General features: G+C 63.2%; 12 protein-coding genes. 5 read left to right on the top strand and 7 right to left on the bottom strand.

Annotated features, from left to right (window positions below; genetic code table 11):
- Positions 1-10: 10 nt before the first annotated feature.
- The gene (gene hglS, locus PWG15_RS18140) at positions 11-1,411 is read right to left on the bottom strand and encodes a 2-oxoadipate dioxygenase/decarboxylase HglS (RefSeq protein ID WP_275021911.1); all 1,401 of its coding nucleotides are present in this window, start codon (positions 1,409-1,411) and stop codon (positions 11-13) included.
- 113 nt (positions 1,412-1,524) lie between these two features.
- Here hglS and PWG15_RS18135 point away from each other — a divergent pair, with 113 nt between their 5' ends.
- From PWG15_RS18135 to PWG15_RS18125, 3 genes are all read left to right on the top strand, one after another.
- Entirely contained in the window at positions 1,525-2,418 is an 894-nt protein-coding gene (locus tag PWG15_RS18135; RefSeq protein WP_275021910.1) for a LysR family transcriptional regulator, read from the top strand.
- 360 nt (positions 2,419-2,778) lie between these two features.
- Positions 2,779-11,403, top strand: a complete 8,625-nt coding sequence (gene ndvB, locus PWG15_RS18130) for a cyclic beta-(1,2)-glucan synthase (RefSeq protein ID WP_275021908.1) — start codon at positions 2,779-2,781, stop codon at positions 11,401-11,403.
- Positions 11,404-11,672: 269 nt separating this feature from the next.
- Positions 11,673-12,827 carry an OpgC family protein gene (locus tag PWG15_RS18125; protein WP_275021906.1) on the top strand — a complete coding sequence of 385 codons (1,155 nt, stop codon included), beginning with the start codon at positions 11,673-11,675 and terminating at the stop codon, positions 12,825-12,827.
- Between the two features lie 35 nt (positions 12,828-12,862).
- Here the strand turns inward: PWG15_RS18125 and PWG15_RS18120 are convergent, their stop codons facing one another.
- Entirely contained in the window at positions 12,863-13,495 is a 633-nt protein-coding gene (locus PWG15_RS18120) for a LysE family translocator (protein ID WP_275021905.1), read from the bottom strand.
- Between the two features lie 156 nt (positions 13,496-13,651).
- The gene (locus PWG15_RS18115; RefSeq protein ID WP_275021903.1) at positions 13,652-15,409 is read right to left on the bottom strand and encodes a glucan ABC transporter ATP-binding protein/ permease; all 1,758 of its coding nucleotides are present in this window, start codon (positions 15,407-15,409) and stop codon (positions 13,652-13,654) included.
- Positions 15,410-15,793: 384 nt separating this feature from the next.
- Between PWG15_RS18115 and PWG15_RS18110 the strand changes: the two genes are divergently transcribed.
- Both PWG15_RS18110 and pyc read left to right on the top strand, forming a co-directional pair.
- Positions 15,794-16,534, top strand: coding sequence for a helix-turn-helix transcriptional regulator (locus PWG15_RS18110; protein WP_065374047.1), 741 nt, complete (start codon positions 15,794-15,796; stop codon positions 16,532-16,534).
- A 118-nt stretch (positions 16,535-16,652) separates the two neighbouring features.
- Entirely contained in the window at positions 16,653-20,111 is a 3,459-nt protein-coding gene (gene pyc, locus PWG15_RS18105) for a pyruvate carboxylase (protein WP_275021902.1), read from the top strand.
- Between the two features lie 71 nt (positions 20,112-20,182).
- On the opposite strand, the gene PWG15_RS18100 is transcribed toward pyc, so the two are convergent.
- From PWG15_RS18100 to PWG15_RS18085, 4 genes are all read right to left on the bottom strand, one after another.
- Positions 20,183-20,944, bottom strand: coding sequence for an amino acid ABC transporter ATP-binding protein (locus PWG15_RS18100; protein ID WP_275021901.1), 762 nt, complete (start codon positions 20,942-20,944; stop codon positions 20,183-20,185).
- Positions 20,941-21,621, bottom strand: coding sequence for an amino acid ABC transporter permease (locus tag PWG15_RS18095; protein WP_082616163.1), 681 nt, complete (start codon positions 21,619-21,621; stop codon positions 20,941-20,943). The genes PWG15_RS18100 and PWG15_RS18095 overlap by 4 nt, the downstream gene beginning before the upstream one ends.
- 106 nt (positions 21,622-21,727) lie before the next feature.
- Positions 21,728-22,501 (bottom strand): amino acid ABC transporter substrate-binding protein, encoded by a 774-nt coding sequence (locus tag PWG15_RS18090; RefSeq protein WP_275021900.1) that lies wholly within the window; start codon positions 22,499-22,501, stop codon positions 21,728-21,730.
- Positions 22,498-22,749, bottom strand: a complete 252-nt coding sequence (locus PWG15_RS18085; RefSeq protein WP_275021899.1) for a hypothetical protein — start codon at positions 22,747-22,749, stop codon at positions 22,498-22,500. The genes PWG15_RS18090 and PWG15_RS18085 overlap by 4 nt, the downstream gene beginning before the upstream one ends.
- Positions 22,750-22,757: the final 8 nt, after the last annotated feature.

Raw genomic sequence — 22,757 nt, 5'->3', positions numbered from 1 at the left:
TAGAGAAGCATCATTCCGCAGCGATCGCGCCGGTCAAGGCCTGGATGCAGCTTTCGATCGAAGCCTGCTCGATGCCGGCATAGTGGTCGAACTCGTTGAGCACGGTGGCACCGAGATCGGCCTCGAAGCGCTTCTGGTTCGGGCTGGCGACAAAGTCCTGCTGGGCGCCGTCGCCGAGGTTCGACTGGAAGATACCTGCGGCGCTAACCGGAAGGAAGTCTTCGTAGACGATGGCGTCGAACTGGACGAGACCATCGGCGATCAGCGCTTGGATGTCGCGCTTGGCGGAGATGCCGGCCTTGCGACCCTTTTCCGTCAGCGAGTAGCTGAAATAGCCGAGGCCGGCTTCGCGGATGCCTGCCCAGGTGTCCGGGAAGGGCTCGAAGGCCTTGGCAAGGGCAGCTTCATATTCGCGGGCATTCGAGCCGTCAGCGGCCGGGCGGACGATCTTGCGCGAGGCGTCAAGCAGGTCGTCGTAGAGCGCGCGGCCCTTCGGCGTCAGCGCTATGCCGCGCTGTTCAATCTCGCCGAAACGGGCGGTGTGCGAGCCTTCCTTCCACGCGCCGCTGCCGTCCTTGAACGACACCGGCTCTTCCAGCGCCTTGAACGAGGTCTGGCGCAGCAGGATCGGGCACTTGCGGGTCGGCGGGCCCTCGACGACGGCCTTCGGCGCAATCTCGTATTCCGGCATCAGCGCCTGCACCTGATCGATGTCGAGCGTGCGCGGCGTCAGGTGGTTGATGTGCGGGCCCTTGAACGAGACGACGTCGGCGATCAGGCGATGGGCGTCATGCAGGCGCTTGTACATATCGGTGCTGACATTGGCCTTGTCGTGCCAGCGGAAGGTTTCGAGTACCTCCGAGACGAAACGCTCGGCATCCGCCTTGTCGAGGCCACCGTCGCGCTCGGCCTTCTGCGCCAGTTCCACGGCGCCATCCGTGAAGATCTGGCGCTCGGCGAGGATCACTTCCGCTTCGGCGCGCAGCGATTCGTCGGCGATGAGATCGAGGCGGAGCAGCGAGGTGAAGACGCGGAACGGGTTGCGCTTCAGCGCGGTCTCGCCGACCGGGCGGAAGGCGGTCGAGTGAACCGGGACGCCGGCGGTGGAGAGGTCGTAGTAGCCGACCGGGTACATGCCCATGACGGCGAAGACGCGACGCATCATTGCAAGTTCGGCGGGCGTGCCGAGCCGGATCGCGCCGTGCCGTTCTTCGGAGATGCGGTCGAGCGTGTCCGTGGCGTCCAGGCGCTCCTTCAGGACCGGGTCGGCGGCGAGCGTATCGGCGTTCACCTTGGCGACCAGCTCCATCAGCGTGCCGTAGGCCGGCACCTCTTCGCGGTACATGACCGACATGGCTGCGGAAAAGGCCGAACGGATGTCGTCGGCCGATACGAAACTATTCTCTTTCACTGGGGCTCGCCTCGCGCTATGGGTGAAGGACAAGGTCATTCTCATTTCGGATCATATCCGATCGAACTGGCCATTGATCGCGCTGCTTCTGACTATGTTGATGCGAGGCTGGAATGAAGTTAAGCCGCAGGCTGGTTCCCGACGTGACGACGCTGCAGGCGTTCGAATGCGCGGCGCGACATGGCAGCTTCACGCAGGCTGCTGCCGAACTGAATCTCACCCAAAGCGCCGTCAGCCGTCAGATCAAGGATCTCGAAAACCAGCTCGGCGTGCTCCTGTTCGAGCGTGTGCGCCAGCGGGTGATCCTCTCGGATGCCGGCCAGAAGTTCCTGCCCGAGGTTCGCCGTCTCCTCAATCAGACCGAGGAGCTGATGGTGCGGGCCATGGCCTCGGCCCGGGCGGACTCGACGCTCTCGATCGCGTCGCTGCCGACCTTCGGTAGCCGCTGGCTGGTGCCGCGGCTTCCCGATTTCCTCAAGCGCCATCCCGACACGGTGCTGAACATTGCTTCCCGTTCCGCGCCCTTCGATTTCGACGAGCAGAACTTCGATCTGGCCATTCACTATGGCCAGCCGGTCTGGGCGCGCGCCACCTGCAGCTATCTCTGCAGCGAGATCATCGTTCCGGCTGCAAGCCCTGCCCTGTTGGTGAACCATCCTATCGAGACCCCCGAGGATCTCGTCGCCGGCCCATTGCTGCATCTCGCCACGCGGCCGAAGCTCTGGGCGCAATGGTTCGAGGCGAATGACATGGATGGCCGAGGGGCCTATCGCGGAAACCGTTTCGACCAGTTCTCCATGGTGATCGAGGCGGCAACAGCCGGGCTCGGCTTCGCGTTGCTGCCACGCTATCTGATCGAGCAGGAAATAGCTGCCGGCACGCTCAGTATCGTGCTCGACCGGCCGATGCAGACCGAAAACAGCTATTATCTCGCCGTGCCCGAAGGCAAGCTCGAAAACCCCATCAGCCTGGCCTTTCGGGAGTGGATCACCGAACAAGTGGGCTGACCGGACCCACCCTTTTCTGAAAATCGAGGGAACCTTCCTCGCCGCTTCACGTTTCGCCTCGTCTGCCATCCGCGGTGAAGCTTGAGAAGAGGGCAATTGAGAGAGCTGTATCGAAGTGCCATTGGGGGCGCGCGCGCGGCTGGTTTCGGCTTAATTCGTCTGTGCGCAAATCGTCCATACTTGTATGAGCAATCCTTGCAAGCTGTTGGCACCACGGCTAAAAAATGCCATTTTCATGCATCACCGCGGCCTTGAAAACCAATGCGCCGCCGGCTTTGCGATCTCGGATGCCCAGTCGAGGGCGGTGCCTGTTACCGCCAGTTCCCCGCTTGCGGGAATTGACGGTGAATGGGAGGACACATGACCGTGTCTAGCAATGCGCCGGCTAAGCCTGAATTCTCAGGTCCGCAGCCAACCCGGCAACCCAACGAGGACCGGGCCGATCAACCCCGGTTGGATTCAGAACCCGTACCCATGCAGCTTCAAACTACGCCGCCCACCTCTCCGCGCGAACCGGAAGCAAAGCAGATCGATTACAACGATTCGATCCGCGCCACCTTCTTCTCGATGGAGGACCTCCGGCAATGCGGTGAGGATCTCGCAGTGAAGGGTGCCTCCTCGCTGCCGGGATTCTTCCCGTTCGAGTTCCGGCCACGGCATCGCGAGAACGAGAACGAGATCCTGCGCGTCTACCGGGCGACGGCTGCGGACGTGGAGGCCGGGGCGACGATCACGCCGGCCGCCGAATGGCTGCTCGACAACCACCACGTCGTCGAAGAGGCGATCCAGGAAGTCCGACGCGATTTCCCGCGCCGGTTCTATCGCCAGCTGCCGACGCTTTCGGTTTCCGGCACGGTGATCCCGCGCACCATGGCGCTCGCCTGGCTCTATGTGGCCCACACCCACAGCACGGTGACGCGCGAAAGCATCACGTCGATGGTCGAGGGCTTCCAGAAGCACGAGACCTTCAAGATCGGCGAACTCTGGGCGCTGCCGTCGATCCTGCGCTTCGTGCTGATCGAGAACCTTCGCCGGATCGCCATCCGTGTCGAACGCTCGCGCGGCATGCGCCGCAAGGCGAACGACATCGCCGACCAGATCATCCGCCTGAACGATCCGGAGAAATGTCGGGCACTGCTGGCGGAATCGGAAGCGCTGGCTGCCGACAACACCTTCGTCGCGCAGCTGCTGTACCGCACGCGTGACGGCTCGCAGACCTCCGGTGCCGTCATCGGCTGGATCGAGGAACAGCTTGAGAAACGCGGCAGCGACGTTGAAAACGCGCTGGTCGCCGAGCAGAACCGCCTGTCGTCCGGCAATGCGACGATGAGCAACATCATCCGCAGCCTGCGTGAGATCGACGATACCGACTGGGCCGTCTGGTTCGAAAGCGTCAGCAAGATCGACGCGGCGCTGCGTGAGGGGTCCGACTATGCGGCCCTCGATTTCGGCTCGCGCAACAAGTATCGCGACACGATCGAGAAGCTCGCGCGTCGTTCCGGCCACAGCGAATACGAGGTGACCCAGATCGCCATCGAGATGGTGCGCGAGGCGGAGACTGCGGCCGAGACCGAAGTGCCGCTGCAGGAGCCGAACGTTGGCTCCTTCCTCGTCGGCAAGCAGCGCAAGGTGCTCGAGAAAAAGATCGGTTACCGACCGTCGCTGCTGCAGACGATCATCCGCTTCAGCCGCAAGCTCGACTGGTTCGCGATCGCCGGACCGAACATTCTTCTGACCGTCCTGGCGATGATCGCCGTCTACTCCTTCGTCAGCCCGATGGATATCCCAAGCGGCGCGAAGTTGATCATGCTGCTGCTCTTCGCGCTGCCGGCGTCCGAAGGCGCGATGGGGCTGTTCAACACGCTGGTGACTCTGTTCGTCAAACCGTCCCGTCTTGTCGGCTACGAGTTCATCGACGGCATTCCCGAGCACGCCCGCACGCTCGTTGCCGTACCATGCCTGATTTCCAAGCGCGACCATGTCGACGAACTCGTGCGCAATCTTGAGGTCCACTACCTGGCCAATCCGCGCGGCGAGATCTACTTTGCGCTCGTCAGCGACTGGGCCGACAGCAAGGTCGAGGAGTCGAGCGCCGATTCCGACGTCCTCGACTACGCCAAGCGCGAGATTGCCCAGCTCTCGGCGCGCTATGCCTATGACGGCAAGACGCGCTTCTATCTCCTTCATCGCCGCCGCCTCTACAACGAGCAGGAAGGCGTGTGGATGGGCTGGGAGCGCAAGCGCGGCAAGCTGCACGAACTGAACATGCTACTTCGCGGTGACCGCGACACCTCGTTCCTGCAGGGCGCCAACACGGTGCCGGACAACGTGCAGTATGTGATGACGCTCGATTCCGACACGCGCCTGATGCGCGATGCGGTGACGAAGCTCGTCGGCAAGATGTACCATCCGATCAATCGCCCGGTCGTCGACCCCGAGACTCAGGACGTGATCGCCGGCTACAGCCTGCTGCAGCCGCGGGTGACACCGTCGCTGACCACGGGCAGTGACGCCTCGGCCTTCCAGCGCATCTTCTCGGCCAACCGCGGCATCGACCCCTACGTCTTCACCGTCTCTGACGTTTATCAGGACATCGCCGGCGAAGGCAGCTTCACCGGCAAAGGCCTCTACCATGTCGACGCCTTCGAGGCGGCGCTGAAGGGCCGCATCCAGGAAAACGCCGTTCTCAGCCATGACCTGCTCGAAGGTTCTTATGTGCGCTGCGCACTCGTCACCGACGTCGAGCTCGTCGAGGACTTCCCGACCCGCTACGAGGTCGAGATGTCGCGCCAGCATCGCTGGGCGCGCGGCGACTGGCAGCTGCTGCCTTACATCTTCAATTTCTCCAACGGGCTGTCGATGCTCGGGCGCTGGAAGATGTACGACAACCTGCGTCGCTCGCTGATCCCGCTTGCCTGGCTCGTCGCCTCGGTGATGGGCTGGTACTACATGGAGCCGACGGAAGCTCTGATCTGGCAGATCGTGCTGATCTTCAGCTTGTTCGTGGCTCCGACCCTGTCGCTGATCAACGGTCTCCTGCCGCGCCGAAACGACATCGTCGCCCGCGCCCATCTTCATGCGGTGCTCACCGAAGTGCGCGCCGCCAATGCGCAAGTGGCGCTCCGTATCGTCTTCATCGCCCATAATGCGGCGATGATGGGCGATGCGATCGTGCGCTCGCTCTACCGCACCTTTGTCAGCGGCAAGCTGATGCTCGAATGGCGCACGGCTGCGCAGGTGCAGAGCGCCGGCCACGGCACGATTGGCGACTACTATCGCGCCATGTGGATCGCGCCGGCGCTGTCGGCGATCTCGCTGGCGCTTGCCGCGATCTCCGACACCGGCCTGCCGTTCATCGGCATTCCTTTCGCGCTGCTCTGGGCACTCTCGCCTGCCGTTGCCTGGTTCGTCAGCCAGTCGGCCGAAACCGAGGACCAGCTCGTCGTTTCCGATGAGGCGATCGACGAGATGCGCCTGATTGCCCGTCGCACCTGGCGCTACTTCGAAACCTTCGTCACCGCCGAGCAGCACTTCCTGCCGCCGGACAACTTCCAGGAAACGCCGCAGCCGGTTCTCGCCGAGCGGACTTCGCCGACCAATATCGGCGTCTACCTGCTGTCGGTGATGTCGGCGCGCGATTTCGGCTGGATCGGCTTCGAGGAGACGATCAACCGGCTGGAGCAGACGATCGCCACCATCGACCGGATGCCGAAGTATCGCGGCCACCTGTTCAACTGGTATCGGACGAATACGCTCGACACCATGGAGCCGCGCTACATCTCGTCGGTCGACAGCGGCAACCTCGCCGGTCACCTGATCGCCGTATCGTCGATGTGCCGCGACTGGGCCGAGGCGCCGTCGGCGCATGTCCAGGGTAGCCTGGACGGCATCGGTGACGTGGTGGCGATCCTTCAGGAGGTGCTGCGCGAGTTGCCCGACGACCGCAAGACGGTCCGGCCGCTGCGTCGCCTGATCGAAGAACGCATCGTCGGCTTCCAGAACGCGCTTGCCGCGGTCAAGCGCGAGCGCGAGTTCGCGTCGATCCGCGTGATCAACCTCGCGGTCCTGGCGCGCGACATGCACAAGCTCACCGTCAACCTCGACCACGAGGTGCGCACGCCGCAAAGCACCGAAGTGACGAAATGGGCAAATGCGCTCGTCAGCACCTGCGAAGCCCACATTGCCGACGGTGTCTTCGACCTCGGTGCCATCGAATCGCTGCGCCAGCGCCTGCTGGTGCTGAAGGACCGGGCGCGCGACATCGCCTTCTCGATGGATTTCGGCTTCCTGTTCCGGCCGGAGCGCCGCCTGCTGTCGATCGGTTTCCGCGTCAACGCCAACGAACTCGACGAGGCCTGCTACGACCTTCTTGCTTCGGAAGCGCGCCTCACCAGCCTGTTTGCCATCGCCAAGGGGGATCTTCCGACCGAGCACTGGTACAAGCTCGGCCGTCCGATCGTGCCGATCGGCGCACGCGGTGCGCTGATCTCCTGGTCGGGCTCGATGTTCGAATATCTGATGCCGCCGCTGGTCATGCAGGAGCGACAGGGTGGCATTCTCAACCAGACCAACAATCTGGTCGTGAAGGAGCAGATCAACCACGGCCGCCGCCTCGGCACGCCCTGGGGCATTTCGGAAGCCGCCTTCAACGCGCGCGACCACGAGCTGACCTACCAGTACACCAACTTCGGCGTGCCGACGCTGGGCCTCAAGCGTGGCCTCGGCCAGAACGCGGTCATCGCCCCCTACGCCTCGATCCTTGCGTGCATGTACGATCCGAAATCGGCGCTCGCCAACCTCGGACGTCTGCGCGAGGCCGGTGCGCTCGGCGTCTACGGCTTCCATGATGCGGTCGACTTCACGCCGACGCGCGTGCCCGAGGGCCAGAAATGCGCGGTCGTGCGCAACTACTATGCGCATCACCATGGCATGTCGATCGCGGCTGTCGCCAACGTCGTCTTCAATGGCCGCTTGCGCGAATGGTTCCATGCCGATCCGGTGATCGAGGCCGCGGAACTCCTGCTGCAGGAAAAGGCGCCGCGCGATATCCCGATCATGAATGCCAAGCGCGAACCGGAATCAGTCGGCAAGGGCCAGGACGACCTCCTGCGTCCGGAAGTCCGCATCATCGAGAACCCGCTGGCGCAGGACCGGGAGACCGTGTTTCTTTCCAACGGTCACTACTCGGTGATGCTGACCGCCAACGGCGCCGGCTATGCCCGCTGGAACGGCCAGTCCGTCACCCGCTGGAAGCCGGACCCGGTCGAAGACCGCACCGGCACCTTCATCTTCCTGCGCGACACGACGACAGGCGACTGGTGGTCGGCGACCTCAGAGCCACGGCGTGCAGCCGGCGAGAAAGTGCTGACCCGTTTCGGCGATGACAAGGCGGAATTCGTCAAGACGGTCGGCGATCTCACCAGCGAGGTCGAGTGCATCGTTGCCACTGAGCACGACGCCGAAGGGCGCCGGGTCATCCTGCTCAACACCGGCACCCAGGATCGCTTCATCGAAGTGACCTCCTATGCCGAGCCGGTACTTTCGACCGACGAGGCCGACAGCGCACACCCAGCCTTCTCGAAGATGTTCGTGCGCACGGAAATCAGCCGTCGTGGCGACGTCATCCGCGTCAGCCGCAACAAGCGCAGCTCCAGCGACCCGGATATGGAGGTGGCGCATCTCGTCACCGACAATGCCGGTAGCGACCGCCACACCGAAGCGGAGACCGACCGTCGCCGCTTCATCGGCGCGGGCCGCACGCTTGCGGAAGCTGCCGCGTTTGACACCGATGCGGTGCTGTCGGGAACGGACGGCTTCACGCTTGATCCGATCATGTCGCTGCGCCGCGTCGTGCGCGTGCCTGCCGGCAAGAAGGTCAGCGTCGTCTTTTGGACGATCGCGGCACCAAGCCGCGAGGAGGTCGATCGCGCGATCGATCGCTATCGCCATCCGGAAACCTTCAACCAGGAACTCATCCACGCCTGGACCCGCAGCCAGGTGCAGATGCGCCATGTCGGCGTGACCTCGCAGGAGGCCGCGAGCTTCCAGATGCTCGGGCGCTATCTCGTCTATCCGGACATGCACCTGCGCGCTGATACCGCGACGGTACAGGCCGGTCTCGACTCGCAGTCGAAGCTCTGGCCGCTGGCGATCTCGGGCGACTACCCGATCTTCTGCCTCCGCATCAACGACGATGGCGACCTCGGCATCGCCCGTGAAGCGCTGCGCGCCCAGGAGTACCTGCGTGCCCGTGGCATCACCGCCGACCTCGTCATCATCAACGAGCGGGCCTCGTCCTACGCCCAGGACATGCAGCATGCGCTGGATTCCATGTGCGAAAACCTGAGGCTTCGCGGTCTCTCGGACGGTCCGCGTCAGCACATTTTCTCGGTGCGGCGCGACCTGATGGAACCGGAGACCTGGTCGACCCTCTTGTCGGCGTCGCGTGCGGTATTCCACGCCCGCAACGGCACGATCTCGGACCAGATCGCCCGCGCCAACTCGCTCTATTCGCCGGCACCGGCGAAAGGTGAGAAGAGCAGCGAGTTCGTTGGTCCGCTATTGGCCGCACCGCAGGAAAACACGGACGCCGCTCCGGCGGAAATCAAGGGTGATGGCCTTTCCTTCTGGAACGGCTTCGGCGGTTTCGCCGATGGCGGTCGCGAATACGTCGTGCGTCTGCGGGGTGGCGAAGCGACGCCACAGCCCTGGATCAACGTGATCTCCAATGATGCTTTCGGCTTCCACATTTCGGCGGAAGGTGCTGCCTATTCGTGGAGCCGCAATTCGCGCGACTACCAGCTGACACCCTGGACCAACGACACGGTCGTCAACCGGCCCGGCGAGGCGATCTTCATCCGCGACATGTCAAGCGGCACGGTCTCTACGCCCTATGCGGCGCTCTCGCGCCGCCGTTCCGTCGTCTTCGAGACGGCGCACGGGCTCGGCTACTCGACCTTCCGCAGCGCCCAGGACGACCTCGAGATAGAGGCCACGCAGACGGTGCACCGCAGCCTGCCGGCCAAACTCGTGCGCGTCTCGATCCGCAACCGTGCGGCGACGGCGCGACAATTGCGGCTCTATGGCTACAATGAGTGGGTGCTCGGCAACAACCGAGCCCGTTCGGCACCTTTCGTCCTTTCCAAATGGGACGAGACGGCCGAGGCGCTGGTGGCGACCAACCCCTACAGCATCGACTTTGCCGGCCGTTCCGCCTTCTTTGCGGTGGATGGTGGCGAGGCCGCCGGCTTCACCGCGAGCCGTCGCGAGTTCTTGGGCGCGATCGGCGGCATCCTGGTACCGCAGGCGGTCATTTCCGGTGCGGAGCTTTCGGGTTCCGTCGATGTCGATGGCGATCCTTGCGCCGTGGTCGCAACGGACATTACGATCGAGCCCGGTGCCGAACGGCAGGTCACGTTCATCCTCGGCGATACCGACACGGAGGATCAGCTTCGGGCCATCATCGGCGAACTGCGTGAGACCGCGTTCGACACGGTGCTTGAGGCGAACAAAGCGTTCTGGCGCGATTTCACCGACATCGTGAAGGTGGAAACGCCGGATCCGGCCTTCAACGCCATGATCAACAACTGGCTGCCCTACCAGAGCCTCGGCTGCCGCATCATGGCGCGCTCGGCCTTCTATCAGGCAAGCGGCGCCTTCGGCTTCCGCGACCAGTTGCAGGATACGCTGGCCTTCCTGATCCATCGTCCGGAGCTTGCCCGTGCGCAGATCCTGAACGCCGCCTCCCGGCAGTTTACCGAAGGCGACGTGCAGCACTGGTGGCTGCCGGGAACCGGCGCCGGGGTGCGTACGATGATCTCCGACGATGTCGTCTGGCTTGCCCACGCCGTGACCCGCTATAACACGGTGACCGGCACGTCCGACCTCCTTGCCGAACGGCTTGCCTTCATCAAGGGGCCGGCACTGGAAGCGGGGCAGCATGATGCCTTCTACAAGCCGGAGATTTCCGAAGAGGTCGGAGACGTCTACGAGCATTGCGCCCGGGCCCTCGATCTTGCGATCAGGCGCACCGGCGAGAACGGCTTGCCGCTGTTCCTCGCCGGAGACTGGAACGACGGCATGAACCGGGTCGGCGAGGCCGGCAAGGGCACCAGCACCTGGCTTGGCTGGTTCCTCGCAGGCACGCTCCGCGGTTTCCTGCCCTACGCTCGCGAGCGCAAGGACCAGACACGCGTCAGCCGCTGGGAGGCCCATCTCGAGGCCTTGAAGAAGGCACTGGCCACGGCCGGCTGGGATGGAGACTACTATCGTCGCGGCTATTACGACGACGGCACGCCGCTCGGCACCAGCGAGGCGCTGGAATGCCGGATCGATTCGATCGGCCAGTCCTGGAGCGTGCTCTCGGGCGAAGGCGACGCGCAGCGTTCGCTCAAGGCGATGGATGCTGTGATGGCTGAACTGGTCGATCCCGACCAGCGCATCGTGCGGCTGTTCACGCCGCCGCTCGAACGGACGTCGCAGGATCCGGGCTACATCAAGGCCTATCCGCCCGGCGTGCGCGAGAATGGCGGGCAATATACCCATGCAGCCACATGGGTGGCGCTGGCCTTTGCCGAACAGGGCAGGGCGGAAGAGGCCTGGCGCGTCTTCCAGATGCTGAACCCGATCTCGCATGCGGAAAACCGCGAGGCGGCGGAGCACTACCGCGTCGAGCCCTATGTCGTTGCCGCCGATATCTACGGCGAAGGCGATCTCGCGGGCCGCGGCGGCTGGACCTGGTACACCGGGTCGGCCGGCTGGCTCTATCGCGTCGGTGTCGAGGGCATTCTCGGAATCCGCAGGCAGGGCGACAAGCTGGTGATCCGGCCGGTGCTGCCGGCGGCATGGGACGGCTACTCTGCGGAAGTGACGCTCAACGGTGCACGGCACAAGATTTCGGTGCAGCGCGACCAGAAAAGTGGCGAACCGATCGTCAGTGTAAACAATAGTGTCACAAAAAACGCGCATGAAGGCATTTTGCTGTAACTGCCGGCATTGAAGACAGGGTGAGACCGGCTTTGTTCCCGCAAGGGCAAGGCCGGTTTTTCTTTGCGGAAATGCGGGCGGCATGACCTCGACGGCCGGGCGTCATGTCCTAAATCACCGGAGCGGGATGCGGGCGGAGAACCGCAACTCCTCATCCCACTCCAGTTCATGGTGCCGGGCACCTCGCGCGTTTGAATGACGGTGCGAGCTGTCGGTGCCCGTTTCAACAGGGATGGGGCAGGGGCGCCAAATCCTGGAAAACGGACCGCATGCTGCAAAAGACATTTCAGGGGAGCGCGAAGCACGCGTCTGCCCGAATGGTTCCCAAGGAGCGTGACACACGCCTCGACGTGTTTAGGGCGCTGTGCCTGTTGACGATCTTCGTCAACCACGTTCCGGGACAATATCTCGAATATCTGACGCACAAGAACGTCGGCTTTTCCGATTCCGCCGAAGCCTTCGTGCTGATCTCCGGCCTGTCGGTCGGTATCGCCTATGGTGGCAGGTTCGCCGTCGGCGGACGGCTGGCGGTGACGCTGAAGATCTGGCGCCGGGCGCTGGCACTCTACATCGCCCACATTATGACCAGCATCGTAACGCTGGCGATTTTTGCCGCTGGTGCGATCTATTTCGGCCGGCAGGACCTGATCGGCGAGATCAACATTCGCCCGATGGTGGAGCAGACGGAGCAGGGCATCGTCGCCATGGTGCTTCTGGGGCATCAGCTCGGCTACAACAACATTCTGTCGATGTATGCGGCGTTGTTCCTGATGTTGCCGGGTATTCTCTGGCTCAACGGCGTCAGCAAGAAGCTGCTGTTACTATTGTCGGCCGCGCTTTGGCTCGTCGCAGGCATCTTCAAATTCGTGCCGTCGAACTTCCTCGACGAAGGCTATTGGTTCCTCAATCCCTGGTCCTGGCAGTTCCTGTTCGTCATCGGCATCGTCATGATGACCTTCGTGCGCAATGGTGGATCGCTCCCGCGGTGGCCCTGGCTGATCGTGCTGTCCTGTACCTATCTCGCGGTTTCCGCTGTCTGGGTGCTGTTCTCCTTCTGGAGCATCGACCTTTCCTTCGGCCTTCCAGCGGTCCTGACCGGCTTCGACAAGACCTTCCTGTCGGGCCCCAGGCTGCTTCACGTGCTGGCGCTGGCCTATATCATCGCCGTGACGCCACGCATCAGTAGCCTTGCCAAACTCGACCGCGATCATCCGCTCGCGGTTGTCGGGCGACATTCGCTGCCGATCTTCATCTTCGGCACGATCCTGGCGATGTCCGGCCAGGTGCTGTTGTTCGTCACCGGGCGAAACCCGATCTTCGGCAGCCTCTTCGTACTTGTCGGCATCGGGCTGCATTTCGCCTATGCCTATTATCTCGAATGGTTGCGCGGCATCGCCTCGGCGAAACCGCTACCGGCGGCGTGAACAACGCCGCCGGCAACGCGTTTGCTGGAAATGCTCTAGCTTCTGGCGCTGAGCGCTAGGCGGCACGCCAGCCCCGTGAACACGCTGGCGAGAAGGTATTGCGGCAGTTTCGGGAAACGTCTGATGCCGGCGAGCCGCGCGCGCAGATGGCTGCCAGCCAGGATGACCGAACCGTTCACAAGGAAGCCAACCCCGTTCAACACGGTCGCGAGCAGAAGCATCTGCGCGACCATCGACCCGCTGTCAGGCCGCACGAACTGCGGGAACAGTGCCAATACGAAGAGAGCCATCTTCGGATTGAGCAGGTTCGTCATCAGCCCCTCCCCGAAGATCCGTCTGTTCGAAAGTCGCTTGGGCGTCGACACCGGCGACGTGCTCGATGCGTTCGAGCGGACCGTCTTGTAGGCAAGGTAGAGCAGATAGGCGCAGCCCGCCCACCGCACGATCTCATAGGCCACAGGCACGGCGACGAAAAGCTGGGAAAGACCGAGTGCTGCGGCAAGCGCGTGGCAATAGGTGCCGGCTGCTATGCCGGCATAGGTGAGGAACCCGGCTGCGCGCCCCTGGCTTACGCTGCGAGAAGCGATGAGCAGCATGTCAGGGCCAGGCGTGGCGGTGAGCACGAGGCTTGCGGCGGCGAAAACTGCGATAGTGGAGATATCCGGCATGGTGATTCCCTTGGAATTGAAGCCGGAATTCCGGTCTACCAGCTATCTTGAGAATGGCAAGGCTGGTCGACGTGGCTTTGTCAGACAGCCAAATGAAAAGACCACCCGCGTCGGCGGGTGGTCTGAAGTTGGTTCGCTTGACTTGAAGCGCCTGTCTTATGCTGCCGTGTGGCTCATGCGGACGTCTTCGTCCGTCAGGATGCCGCTGGCGCGCAGGAGAGCTGCGAAGCGGCCGTTGCTCTGGCTGAGCTCGTTGAAGCCGCCCATTTCGACGACACGGCCCTGATCCATGAAGATCACCAGGTCGGCCTCGCGCACCGTCGACAGGCGGTGTGCGATGATGAAGGTCGTGCGGTTCTTGCGCAGCGCATCGATCGCATCCTTGACGCGGGCCTCGGTTTCGACGTCGAGCGCGCTGGTCGCCTCGTCGAGCACCAGGATCGGCGCGTTCTTGAGGATGGCGCGGGCGATCGCCACACGCTGGCGTTCGCCGCCCGACAGGCGGTTGCCGCGCTCGCCGACCACCGTGTCGTAGCCGGTCGTCCGGCCTTCGATGAAGTCGCAGGCGGCAGCTGCCTCGGCGGCGGCCATGACCTCCTCGATCGTCGCATCGTCGCGGCCAAGCCGGATGTTGTCCGAGATCGAACGGTTCATCAGGCCCGCATCCTGGAAGACGGTGGCGATCGAACGGCGCAGCGACTTGCGCGTCACCTTCGAGATATCGTTGCCGTCGATCAGGATCTGGCCCTCGCGCGGCTCGTGGACGCGCTGCAAAAGGTTGACGAGCGTCGTCTTGCCGGCGCCGGTCGGGCCGACGATGGCGATCGTCTGGCCGGCCTTGGCGGTGAACGAGACGTTGTGCACGCCCTGGTTCGTGTTGGCAAAGTCGAAGGAGACATCGCGGAATTCGACTTCGCCGGTAACCGCTGGCAGTTCGGTCGCACCGGCAGGTTCGTCGCGTTCACGCACGGCGTCTTCGAGGTTGAAGAAGTCTTCAAGCTTGGCGCGGGCTTCGAAGATCTGCGTCACGAAAGCCTTCATCTGGTCGAGACGACCGATCAGCAGGTTGGCAAAGCCGATGAATGCGATGACTTCGCCGACGCCGAGTTCGCCGCGCTGCACGAGCACGGTGCCGATGACGAGGATCGCCATCATCGAGATGGTCGAGGCGACACGGTTCAGGCCGCTTGCGAGCGCCCACCAGTCGAGCACAGGGAACTGGGCGGAGATCAGCCGCTCCGTGAACTTCTTCAGCTCGCGGGTTTCAGCCTCGATGCGGTTGTAGCTGTGCACCACCGAAACGTTGCTGATGGCGTCGGACACGTGGGAAAAGACCGTGTGATAGTGGTTCTCGACCGAGGCCTGGCCCTCCTTGGTGCGGCTCATGACGACTTTGCTGATCAGCACATAGAGTGCACCGAGCACGACAAGCACGAGCGAGAGGCGCACGTCCATCGCAAAGGCGGTCGGAACGAGCAGCACAAGCGCCACGGCAGTCGCCAGGTGCTGGCGCATGAATTCGAGCCAGAGACCGAAGAGGGTTTCGCAAGCGCGCAGAAGCGTATGCAGCGCGTTGGACGTGCCGCGCTGGCTATGCCAGGCGAGCGGCATGGAAACGATACGGCCGAAGGCTTCCGTCAAGAGCGTGGCGCGGCGGCCATGAGCCAGCCGGTCCGCCTCGCGGGCGACGAGCACGAAGGCGACGGTGTTGAACACACCGAGACCCGCCCACATGAGCAGGATCGGCGTGACTTCGCCCTTCGACGAGATGGCGTCGATGATGCGCCCGAACAGGATCGGCTCGGCGATCGTTATGGCGGCCAGAACGACGTTGGCAAGCACGATCGCCGAGACGCGAAATTTGTGAACCGCAAGATACTGGAGCGCTCTTGCATACACCTGGAACAATGACACTGTCTCACCCCTTCCGGGTACCGGATTTGACGCGCCGCAGTCCTTCTGCGGCGGATGCACCCGCGTCCTCGAGGTCTATTGGGCGAGCTTTGCGCTCCGCACTTCAACACTCGGGGCCGCGCTGAGACGGTCTTTTGCGGCAAAGGGAAGCCGTAGCCGGACGCATGGACAGCCACTCATATTCCCGTTTCGCTCGCATGCGAGCTTGGCGAGAATATTCATAGTCTGCTATCTGTCGTGCCAACTCCGATTTCTTGCATATTTCGCATAAGACCGGGCGTGGTATGACGGATTATCGCGGGTGCAACATGAATGGTCGCTGAACGGTGCCTTTATGTCCGGATTCGGAAATGCGACCATATGCATCTACCTGGAAGGTGATCCATGAACATTACGCTGCTCGTACAGTTTCTTGCGCTTCTGGAGGAGATGAAGACACGCGAGGAAATCATCCCGGAGTTCGAGCGCCTGCTCGACCGCTGCGGCTTCGACTTCTACGGCGTCGTCCGGCAACCGAAGCCGCATGACAATCCGTTGCGACTGCTGCTTGCCGGTCGCTGGCCGGAAGGCTGGCCGCAGATCTACATCCGCAAGAAGTTCGTGGTGATCGACCCGACCATCCGCTATCTCGGCCACGCGCAGCGCGGCTTCCGCTGGCGCGACACACTGTTTGCCTTCCGCTCCGACCCGCATCGCAAGCGCATGGAAAGCATGATGATCGAGGCCCGCAACCACGGTCTCTACGACGGCTACATCTTCCCGGTGCACGGCCGGCGCGGTCTGCTCGGTAACCTGACGGTCGGCGGCCGCGTCGTCGATTTGAGCCCGGTGGAGATCAGCCTCTTCGACGCCATCGCCAAGCGGCTGTTCTGGAAGCTGCTGGAACTGACCGACCCGGAAGTTTCGGCCGAACTCGGTTCGCGCGTCGAGGTGCAGATGACGCGGCGCGAAATGGAAGCGCTCAACTATCTCGCCGACGGCATGACCTCGAACGACATCGGCAAGGTGCTCGATATTTCGAGCCATACGGTCGACTGGTACATGAACGGCATCCAGGAGAAACTGAAGGGCAAGAACCGCCATCACGTCGTGGCGATCGCCTTCCGGCTCGGGTTGATCTCCTAAAGTCAAAGGCTTTCGGTTTCCTGTCGCATCTGAAATTGCGCTCTGCTTTGCGACCCGCTAATACTTTATTTCGCGGGTGCAGCATTTCCCGCAATTTCAAGTCATTGAGGAGACCGACTTGCCCATCTCGAAGATCCTTGTTGCCAACCGTTCTGAAATTGCCATCCGCGTTTTTCGCGCTGCAAACGAACTCGGTCTGAAAACGGTCGCGATATGGGCGGAAGAGGACAAACTTGCGCTGCACCGCTTCAAGGCGGACGAAAGTTACCAGATCGGCCGCGGGCCGCACCTTGCCCGCGATCTCGGCCCGATCGAAAGCTATCTGTCGATCGAAGAGGTGATCCGGGTCGCCAAGCTTTCCGGCGCCGACGCCATCCACCCGGGCTACGGCCTGCTCTCTGAAAGCCCTGAATTCGTCGACGCCTGCGACGCCGCCGGCATCATCTTCATCGGCCCGCGGCCGGCGACCATGCGCCAGCTCGGCAACAAGGTGGCGGCGCGCAACCTCGCCATTTCCGTCGGCGTGCCGGTGGTGCCAGCCACCGATCCGCTGCCGGACGACGAAAAGGAAATCCATCGCCTGGCCGCCGAGATCGGCTATCCGGTCATGCTCAAGGCCTCCTGGGGCGGCGGCGGCCGTGGCATGCGCGCCATCCGCGACCAGAAGGACCTGATCCGTGAGGTGACGGAAGCCAAGCGCGAGGCCAAGGCCGCCTTCGGCAAGGACGAAGTTTATCTCGAAAAGCTCGTCGAGCGTGCCCGCCACGTCGAAAGCCAGATCCTCGGCGATACCCACGGCAATGTCGTGCATCTCTTCGAGCGTGACTGCTCGATCCAGCGCCGCAACCAGAAGGTCGTCGAGCGCGCGCCTGCGCCCTACCTTTCGGAGGCGCAGCGCCAGGAGCTTGCCGACTACTCGCTGAGGATTGCCAAGGCGACCAACTATATCGGCGCCGGCACGGTCGAGTATCTGATGGATGCCAACACCGGCAAGTTCTACTTCATCGAGGTGAACCCGCGCATCCAGGTCGAGCACACGGTCACCGAAGTGGTGACCGGCATCGACATCGTCAAGGCGCAGATCCACATCCTCGACGGCGAGGCGATCGGTACACCGGCGTCAGGCGTGCCTGACCAGGCCGATATTCGCCTCAATGGCCATGCGCTGCAGTGCCGTATCACCACCGAGGATCCGGAGCAGAACTTCATTCCCGACTACGGCCGCATCACCGGCTACCGGTCGGCCGCCGGTTTCGGCATCCGTCTCGATGGCGGCACGGCCTATACCGGTGCCTACATCACCCGCTACTACGATCCATTGCTGGTCAAGGTCACCGCTTCGGGCAGCACGCCTCAGGAAGCGATCAGCCGCATGGACCGGGCGCTGCGCGAATTCCGTATCCGTGGCGTCGCCACCAACCTCACCTTCCTCGAGGCGATCATCGGCCACGAGCAGTTCCGCAACAACACATACACAACGCGTTTCATCGACACGACGCCGGAACTGTTCCAGCAGGTACGGCGCCAGGATCGCGCGACGAAGCTGCTCACCTATCTCGCCGACGTCACCGTCAATGGCCATCCGGAAGCCAAGGGCCGTCCGCGGCCGCCGGCGGATGCGGCCAAGCCTGTCGTGCCGTTCATCCAGGGCGAAATCCCTGCAGGTACCAAGCAGAAGCTCGACGAACTCGGCCCGAAGAAGTTCGCCGAATGGGTGCGTGGCCAGAACCAGGTGTTCCTGACCGATACGACCATGCGCGACGGCCATCAATCGCTGCTCGCGACCCGCATGCGGACGCACGACATCGCCCGCGTCGCCGGCACCTATGCCCGCGCCCTGCCGCAGCTGTTCTCGCTCGAATGCTGGGGTGGCGCGACCTTCGACGTTTCCATGCGCTTCCTCACCGAAGACCCCTGGGATCGCCTCGCGCGCATTCGCGAGGATGCACCGAACCTGCTCCTGCAGATGCTGCTCCGTGGTGCGAACGGCGTCGGCTACAAGAACTACCCGGACAATGTCGTCAAGTACTTCGTGCGCCAGGCGGCCAGGGGCGGCATCAACGTCTTCCGCGTCTTCGACTGCCTCAACTGGGTCGACAACATGCGGGTGTCGATGGAGGCGGTCGCCGAGGAAAACCGCATCTGCGAGGCGGCGATCTGCTACACCGGCGACATCCTGAATTCGGCCCGCCCGAAATACGACCTCAAGTATTATACCGCCCTTGCTGCCGAGCTCGAAAAGGCCGGCGCGCACATGATCGCCGTCAAGGACATGGCGGGCCTGCTGAAGCCGGCGGCCGCACGCGTTCTGTTCAAGGCGCTGCGTGAGGCGACCGATCTGCCGATCCACTTCCACACGCACGACACCTCGGGCATTGCGGCTGCGACGGTGCTCGCCGCCGTCGAGTCGGGCGTCGACGTGGTCGATGCGGCAATGGATGCACTGTCCGGCAACACCTCGCAGCCCTGCCTTGGTTCGATCGTCGAGGCGCTGCGCGGATCGGACCGCGATCCGGGTCTCGATCCCGAATGGATCCGCCGCATCTCCTTCTACTGGGAAGCGGTGCGTTACCAATACGCGGCCTTCGAAAGCGACCTCAAGGGTCCGGCCTCCGAAGTCTACCTGCACGAAATGCCGGGCGGCCAGTTTACCAACCTCAAGGAACAGGCGCGTTCGCTCGGCCTTGAAACCAAGTGGCACCGCGTGGCCCAGGCCTATGCGGACGCCAACCAGATGTTCGGCGACATCGTCAAGGTGACGCCGTCCTCCAAGGTTGTCGGCGACATGGCGCTGATGATGGTCTCCCAGGACCTGACCGTCGCCGATGTCGAGAACCCGGCCAAGGACATCGCTTTCCCGGATTCGGTCGTCTCGATGCTGAAGGGCGATCTCGGCCAGCCCCCGGGCGGTTGGCCGGAAGCGCTGCAGAAGAAGGCGCTGAAGGGCGAGAAGGCCTATACCGCCGTTCCGGGCTCGCTGTTGCCGCCGGCAGATCTCGACGCGGAGCGTAAGAGCATCGAGGACAAGCTCGAGCGCAAGGTCGATGACTTCGAGTTCGCCTCCTACCTGATGTATCCGAAGGTCTTCACCGACTATGCGGTCGCCGCCGATACCTATGGTCCGGTCAGCGTCCTGCCGACGCCGGCCTATTTCTACGGGCTTGGACCTGGCGAAGAGCTGCAGCCGGAGATCGAGCGGGGCAAGTCGCTCGTCATCCTGCATCAGGCCAAGAGCGAGCCGGACGAGAAGGGCATGGTCAAGGTGTTCTTCGAACTCAACGGCCAGCCGCGCCTGATCAAGGTTCCGGACCGCAACCGCAGCGCTTCGAGCGCCGTGCGCCGCAAGGCCGAAGGGGGCAATGCCGCCCATCTCGGCGCGCCGATGCCGGGCGTCATCTCGACCGTGGCCGTCAATGCCGGTCAGGCGGTCAAGGCCGGCGACGTGCTGCTCTCGATCGAAGCGATGAAGATGGAAACGGCGCTGCACGCCGAGAAGGACGGCACGATCGCCGAAGTGCTGGTGCGTGCTGGCGACCAGATCGACGCCAAGGATCTGCTGATCGTTTACGAAGCCTAAGGGTTCCGTCCAGACAAACAGAAACGGCCGGATGCGAATCCGGCCGTTTTGCTTTTCTCTCAGTCGGTGTTTCAGATCTCGTAGTCGTGCGGAGCACTCAGCGAGGCGATGAACTTCTTGGTGCGCTCGCGCTCGGGTGCCGAGAAGATCGCCTTCGGCGCGCCGCTTTCGACGATGAGGCCACCGTCGAGGAAGATCACCTTGTCGGCGACGCGCGAGGCGAGGCGGAGATCGTGGGTTGCCATCACCATCGTCGTGCCTTCGCGGGCGAGCCGGCTCAGGACCTCGACCACTTCCTCGGCCAGCTCCGGGTCGAGTGCCGAGGTTGGCTCGTCGCAGAGCAGCACACGCGGCGAGGGGGCAAGCGCCCGGGCGATGGCCACGCGCTGCTGCTGTCCGCCCGAAAGCGTCGCCGGCCAGGCATCGGCCTTGTGCGCCATGCCGACCTTTTCCAGGAGTTCCATGGCGCGCGCCCTCGCCTTGTCCGCTGGCCACTTCAGTACCGTGACGAGGCCTTCCATGACATTGCCGAGCGCGGTCTGGTGCGGAAAGAGCTGGAAGTTCTGGAACACCATGCCGGTCTGCCGACGCAGGCGCTGGATCGAGGCCCAGCCGACCTTGCGGCCGGGTGCGAAGTCGAGCTTTTCGTCGCCAAGCCGGATCGAACCGGATGTGGGGATTTCAAGCAGGTTGATACAGCGCAGAAGGGTGCTCTTGCCTCCTCCGGAGGGGCCGACCAGCGCCGTCACGGTGCCCTCGGCAAGCGTGACCGAGATATCTTTCAGCACGAGATTGTCGCCGAAGCGCTTTTCGATATGGGAGAGCTCGATCATGCCCGTGCCTCCAGGAAGCCGCCATAGCGGGCGAAGCGTCGCTCCAGCCGGACCTGCAGGGCCGAGAGCACGGAGCTCATGGCAAGGTAGATCAGCGCCGCCAGGATGTAGAGGATCAATGGTTCGTAGGTGGTCGCGACGATGCGCTGTGCCGTCTGGAACATCTCCGGCACGGTGATCGCGGCGGCAAGCGACGTGTCCTTCACCAGCGAGATGAACGTGTTGGACAGCGGCGGCACGGCGACGCGGGTTGCCTGCGGCAGGATGGTGCGGCGCATCGCCTGGCTCCAGCTCATGCCGATGGAATAGGCGGCTTCCCATTGGCCGCGCGGGACCGAGGAAATCACCGCTCGGATGATCTCCGAGGTATAGGCGCCGACGTTCAGCGAGAAGCCGATGAGGGCGGCGGTGAAGGCATCGAGCAGGATGCCGGCGCTCGGCAGGCCGTAGAAGATCACGAAGAGCTGGACGAGCAGCGGCGTGCCGCGGATCACCCAGACGTAAAACCTGGCGATCGCGACGACGGGCGCCGGACCGAACAGCCGGGCAACGGCGGTCGCGAGCCCGAGGATCAGGCCGAAGATGAAGGAAAGCAGCGTCAGCGGGATGGTGAAGGTGAGACCGGCCCAGAGCAGGGACGGCAGCGAATCCAGCATCAGTTGGAGCCAGGTGGGCAAGGGGCGGGCCTTTCAAAAAGCGCGATCCGCCCCGGGGACCGGAACGGATCGCTTTTCATAGCCGAGAATGGCCGGTGGTAAAACTGGCCACTAAGTCGGTTGGAACTTACTTCGAGACGTCGGCGCCGAAGTACTTCTGCGAGATCTTGTCGTAGGTGCCGTCAGCCTTGATGTCGACGAGCGCCTTGTTGATGGCTTCGAGCAGTTCCGGCTCGCCCTTGCGGATGATGATGCCGGAGAAGTCGGCGTCGGCCTGCTCGGCGGCGATCTTTACCGGTGCGTCGGGCTTCTTCTTCTTGAAGTCGAGGAAGGAGAGGCTGTCGTTGATCGTCGCATCGGCGCGGCCGGTGAGCACGAGCTGGATCGACTGGTCGAAGCCGTCGGTGCCGACGAGCTCGGCGCCGGACGCGGTCGCGAGCTTGCCGAAGTTGCTGGTCAGCGACTGGGCCGAATTCTTGCCCTTGAGATCGGCAAAGCCCTTGATCTCTTCGTTGTCGGTCTTGACGATCAGCACGGCCTTGGAGGCGATATAGGGCTCGGAGAAGTCGTACTTCTTCTTGCGCTCCTCGGTGATGCCGACCTGGTTGATGACCGTGTCGTAGCGGTTGGCGTCGAGACCGGCGATCAGGCCGTCCCACTTGCCTTCGAGGAATTCAGCCTTGACGCCGAGCTTTTCCGCAACCGCCTGGCCGATCTCGACGTCGAAGCCGACGAGGGCGCCGGAGGCATCATGATAGGTGAAGGGGGCGTAGGTGCCTTCGGTGCCGATCTTCAGCACACCGGCGGATTTGATCGCGTTGAGGTTCTCGCCGGCTTCGGCGGAGGACAGCGCGGCAACCTGCATCAGAGCAGCGGCGAACAGCGTGGGGAGGAGTTTCATCGTGATTTTCCATCTTCTTTCTGGCCCGGCCCGTCGTCCGGATTGAGCGGACAATCGCATAAAAAAACAGCGATCTGAGCGTATAAAACACCAATTCCTGAGCGTTTTGATGAAGAATTTTCCCCGAAATGGCGCCAACCACGCGCAAATGGCGCGGTTTGCTCGAATTCCCGCTCCGGCCCGAATTGGCCGGCGCAGGGACTTGAAATCGGTTTCAAAAATGGATATGCACATTTGTAGCGATTCATGCACGTTT

This window comes from Ensifer adhaerens, assembly GCF_028993555.1.
Lineage (GTDB): Bacteria > Pseudomonadota > Alphaproteobacteria > Rhizobiales > Rhizobiaceae > Ensifer > Ensifer adhaerens_I.
This window is presented reverse-complemented; position numbering and strand designations above follow the sequence as displayed.